The 4470-nt window shown below is 70.4% G+C and carries 5 protein-coding genes; 3 read left to right on the top strand and 2 right to left on the bottom strand.

Annotated features, from left to right (window positions below; all coding sequences use genetic code 11):
* Positions 1-77 precede the first annotated feature (77 nt).
* From AC31A1_RS47340 to AC31A1_RS47350, 3 genes are read left to right on the top strand one after another with little or no spacing between them, the layout of a single operon-like run.
* Positions 78-1163, top strand: coding sequence for a Gfo/Idh/MocA family oxidoreductase (locus AC31A1_RS47340; protein WP_489659253.1), 1086 nt, complete (start codon positions 78-80; stop codon positions 1161-1163).
* The gene (locus AC31A1_RS47345; RefSeq protein WP_489659254.1) at positions 1160-1675 is read left to right on the top strand and encodes a heme-degrading domain-containing protein; all 516 of its coding nucleotides are present in this window, start codon (positions 1160-1162) and stop codon (positions 1673-1675) included. Before AC31A1_RS47340 ends, AC31A1_RS47345 begins: the two co-directional genes overlap by 4 nt.
* A gap of 60 nt (positions 1676-1735) precedes the next feature.
* On the top strand, positions 1736-2602 hold the full coding sequence (locus AC31A1_RS47350) for an LLM class F420-dependent oxidoreductase (RefSeq protein WP_489659255.1): 867 nt from the start codon (positions 1736-1738) through the stop codon (positions 2600-2602).
* An 85-nt stretch (positions 2603-2687) separates the two neighbouring features.
* On the opposite strand, the gene AC31A1_RS47355 is transcribed toward AC31A1_RS47350, so the two are convergent.
* Together AC31A1_RS47355 and AC31A1_RS47360 are read right to left on the bottom strand one after the other, a co-directional pair.
* Complete coding sequence (locus AC31A1_RS47355) at positions 2688-3545, bottom strand: fumarylacetoacetate hydrolase family protein (protein WP_489659256.1); 858 nt, start codon at positions 3543-3545, stop codon at positions 2688-2690.
* 128 nt (positions 3546-3673) lie between these two features.
* Positions 3674-4348 carry a YidC/Oxa1 family membrane protein insertase gene (locus AC31A1_RS47360; protein WP_489659257.1) on the bottom strand — a complete coding sequence of 225 codons (675 nt, stop codon included), beginning with the start codon at positions 4346-4348 and terminating at the stop codon, positions 3674-3676.
* Positions 4349-4470: the final 122 nt, after the last annotated feature.

A 4470-nucleotide genomic window follows, 5' to 3' on the forward strand; every position in this document is an offset into this window, starting at 1 on the left:
GCCCCGCGCACTGTTGTCCACACCCCCATTGTCCCCACCACTTGCACTTTGGCAACAGCGTTGCGAAAGTGGAGGGCATGACTGGACGCACGACTCGCACACCCCTCCGCGTCGGCCTCGTCGGCTACGGCCTCGCCGGCTCCGTCTTCCACGCCCCGCTGATCGCCGCCACCGAGGGCCTCGCCCTCGACACGGTCGTCACCTCGAACCCGGAGCGGCAGGAACAGGCCCGCGCGGAGTTCCCGGACGTCCGCACGGCCGCGACCCCCGAGGAACTGTTCGCCCGCGCCGACGACCTGGACCTGATCGTCATCGCGTCTCCGAACAAGACGCACGTCGCGCTCGCGACCACGGCCCTCAAGGCCGGCCTCCCGGTCGTCGTGGACAAGCCGATCGCCGGCACGGCAGCCGAGGCCCGCGAGCTGGCGGCCCTCGCCGAGGAACACTCCCTCCTCCTCTCCGTCTTCCAGAACCGCCGCTGGGACAACGACTTCCTGACCCTCCGCAAGCTGCTGGCCGAGGGCGAGCTGGGTGACGTCTGGCGCTTCGAGTCGCGCTTCGAGCGCTGGCGCCCGCAGCCCAAGGGCGGCTGGCGCGAGTCCGGTGACCCGGCAGAGATCGGAGGTCTCCTCTACGACCTCGGCAGCCACGTCGTGGACCAGGCACTCGCCCTCTTCGGCCCCGTCGCCTCCGTGTACGCCGAGTCGGTCATCCGCCGCCCGGGCGCGGAGACGGACGACGACACGTTCTTCGCGCTGACCCACACGGACGGCGTCCGCTCACACCTGTACGTCTCCGCTACGACCGCCCAACTCGGCCCGCGTTTCCGGGTGTTGGGCTCCAAAGCGGGCTACGTCAAGTACGGCCTCGACCCCCAGGAAGCGGACCTGCGCGACGGCAAGCGCCCGGGCACCGAGAAGAACTGGGGCCACGAACCCGAGTCGCTCTACGGCCGTGTCGGCGCCGGGGAGTCCCCCCTCACCGGCGGCGGCCGCCCCGAGCCGACCGTCCCCGGCGACTACCCCGCGTACTACGCGGCCGTCGCCGCCGCCCTCCGCGACGGCGCCCCGAACCCGGTGACCGCCCTGGAGGCGGCCGCCACCCTCGACGTACTGGAAGCCGCGCGCCGCAGCGCCCGCGACGGAGTGACGGTGACCCTGTGACCCAGAACAAGCCCGCGATCACCCAGCGGATCGCCCCCGAGATCACCCCCACGGTGGAGGAACTCGAAGCACAGGAACGGCACTTGGTGTTCCAGCGCTTCACCTACGACGACGCGTGGGCGCTGGGTTCCCTCCTCGTGGAACTGGCCCGCGAGAGCCAGGCCCCGGTCGCCATCGACATCCGGCGCGGCGGTCAGCAGCTCTTCCACGCGGCACTGCCGGGCTCCTCCCCCGACAACGACGCGTGGATCGACCGCAAGCGCAAGGTGGTTGAGCGCTTCGGCGCCGCCTCCTACCTGGTCGGCACCCGCTTCCGCACCAAGGGCAGCACCTTCGAGGAGTCCTCACGCCTCGACCCCGACGAGTACGCGGCACACGGCGGCTCCTTCCCGATCAGGGTCGAGGGCGTCGGCGTGATCGGCACGGTGACGGTGAGCGGGCTGCCACAGTTGCAGGACCACCGGTTCGTGGTAGCGGCGCTGGAGCAGTTCCTGGACGACGACCGGAATTAACCCGCGGCTCCCTCCCGTTGGGACTGTCCGACACGTCCGACACCGAAGGGAACGGGACCGATGAGCAGCGCCCTGAAGGAAAAGGTCGGCCGGTACGGCATCTGGAGCGTGGGTCTGCGCTCGGAAGATCCGTCCCGGCGCGGCGAGTTGGCGGAGGCCACGGCGGAGCTGGAGCAACTCGGGTACGGCGCGGTCTGGTTGGGTGGCAGCAGTGCCGCCCGTAACGCCGTCCCGCTCATCGAGGCGACGTCACGTATCGCCGTCGGGACCAGCATCCAGAGCATCTGGCAGTACACGGCGGCCGAGAGCGCGGCGAGCTTCGCCGAACTGGAGCAGGCCCACCCGGGCCGCTTCCTGCTCGGCCTCGGGGTGGCCCACGCCAAGAACACGGCCGAGTACCGTCGCCCGTACTCGGCCCTGGTCGCCCATCTGGACGCCCTGGACACGGCCGGGGTACCCGCCGGTCGCCGCCTCCTCGCCGCGCTGGGCCCGAGGACGATCGAGCTGGCCCGGGACCGCGCGGCCGGCTCGATCCCGTACCTGGTCACCCCCGACCACACGGCCAAGGCCCGCGCCATCCTCGGCGAAACCCCGCTCCTGGCCCCTGAGTTGAAGGTGGTCCTGGAAACGGACCCGACCCGAGCCCGCACCCTGGCCCGCGACTACCTGGCCATGTACCTGACCCTCCCTAACTACACCAACAACTTCCTCCGCAACGGCTTCACCGAGTCCGACCTCGCGGACGGCGGCAGCGACCGCCTGGTGGACGCGGTGTTCGCATGGGGCGACGAGTCCTCAATCCGCGCGAGGATCGACACCTTCCTGGCGGCGGGCGCGGACCACGTAGCGCTCCAGGTGGTGGACGGCGGCTCCCGCGAAGACCTCCCCCGAGAGGCCTGGCGCAGGCTGGCTTCGCTATTGGCGTAGGGGTGACGCCCTTTAGGGGCGCGGGGAACTGCGCGACCAGCCACAACGGCCGCGCACCCGCAAAACAACACGCAGCCCCCACCCCTTAGGCGTCCTTGAACTCCTGCCGCTGCCGCCCAAGCCCCGCGATCTCCAACTCCACAACATCCCCAGCCCGCAAGAACGGCTTCGGCTCAGGCTGCCCAAGAGCAACCCCCGCAGGCGTACCGGTGTTGATGACATCCCCGGGATACAAGGTCATGAACTGGCTGACATACCGCACCACTTCAGCCACCGAGAAGATCTGCTCAGCGGTCGTCCCGTCCTGCTTCAACTCCCCGTTCACCCAGAGCTTCAACGCCAACCCCTGCGGATCCGGAACCTCATCCGCAGTCACCAACCAAGGCCCCAGCGGATTGAACGTCTCGCAGTTCTTCCCCTTGTCCCACGTCCCACCCCGCTCGATCTGGAACTCCCGCTCGGACACGTCATGCGCGACCGCATACCCCGAGACATGCGCGAGCGCCTCCTCGTGGGACTCCAGATAACGGGCCGTACGCCCGATGACGACGGCGAGTTCGACCTCCCAGTCCGTCTTCACCGACCCGCGAGGGACCAGCACCGTGTCGTACGGCCCGACGACCGTGTCCGCCGCCTTGAAGAAGATGACCGGCTCGGCGGGCGGCTCCGCGCCGGTCTCGCGGGCGTGGTCGTGGTAGTTCAGCCCGATGCACACGACCTTGCCGATCCGCGCCAGCGGCGGCCCGACCCGCAGCCCGTCGGCGTCCAGCGCCGGCAGCTCCCCGGCGTCGGCGGCGGCCCGGATCCGGCCGAGCGCGGCGGTGTCGGCGAGCAGCGGCCCGTCGATGTCCGGGACGATGCCGGACAGGTCCCGCAGGGTCCCCTCGGCGTCGAGCAGCGCGGGCCGCTCCGCCCCCGCCGTACCGACTCGCAGCAGCTTCATGTTCACCATCTCCATCGATCGCGGACGGTCGACCGATGGGTGCAGCCATCGGAGGACTGGTCGATCCTCCAAGCTCACGGTCCAGTCCGCAATACCTGGTTCACGGACTGGACCGTAACCACGAGCGGTCAGGTGTACAGCACGGCCCGCTCCACGGCACTCCAGGCCGCGCTGGTCACCACGTACAGCGCGACGGCGAGCGGCACGACGGCGACGGTGATCAGCGTGCCGTAGGAGAGGAGGGGCAGCACCTTGCCGAGGGCGCCGGTGCCGGTGCCGGCCGGGGCGGCGGCGGCCGCGCGCCGGGTGCGGACGTAGGTGAAGGTCGCGACCGCGGCGACGACGAGGAACAGCCCGACGTAGACGAGTCCGGCCGGTCCGAACATCCCGTCCCCGGCGAGCGCGTCGGCCCAGTGGCCGCCGAGCGGTGCGGCGAACAGCTGGTGGGAGAGCAGGCCGTCGCCGCCGCCGGAGAACAGGCGGTAGAGGAGGAAGAACGCCGGGAGTTGGAGCAGGCTCGGCAGGATCCCGGAGAGCGGGGACACCTTTTCCTCGGCGTGCAGTTCGAGTACGGCCTTCTGCAGCTTCTCGGGCTGCTTCGCGTACCGCTTCCGCAACTCGGCGACCCGCGGCTGGAGTTGGGCCCGCGCCTTCTGCCCACGCGCCGCGGCCCGCGACAGGGGATGCACGAGGAGTCGTACGAGAGCGGTGAACAGGATGATCGCGGCGGCGGCCGCGGCCGTGCCGAACAACGGGTGGAGCAGGTCGGCGAGTTGGTCGACCAGGGCAGCGAAAACGGACATGGGTGAGCCCTCCGTGGGTCTCGTCGTGCCGGGAGTTGGGCATGGCGACGGGACGACCCTCAGCGCGGGAGCGGCAGAAAAAGTGCCTTACGCGGTGGTCGCCTGGAGGGGGTGTCCGGGGG

It is taken from the genome of Streptomyces sp. P5F9 (assembly GCF_057961495.1).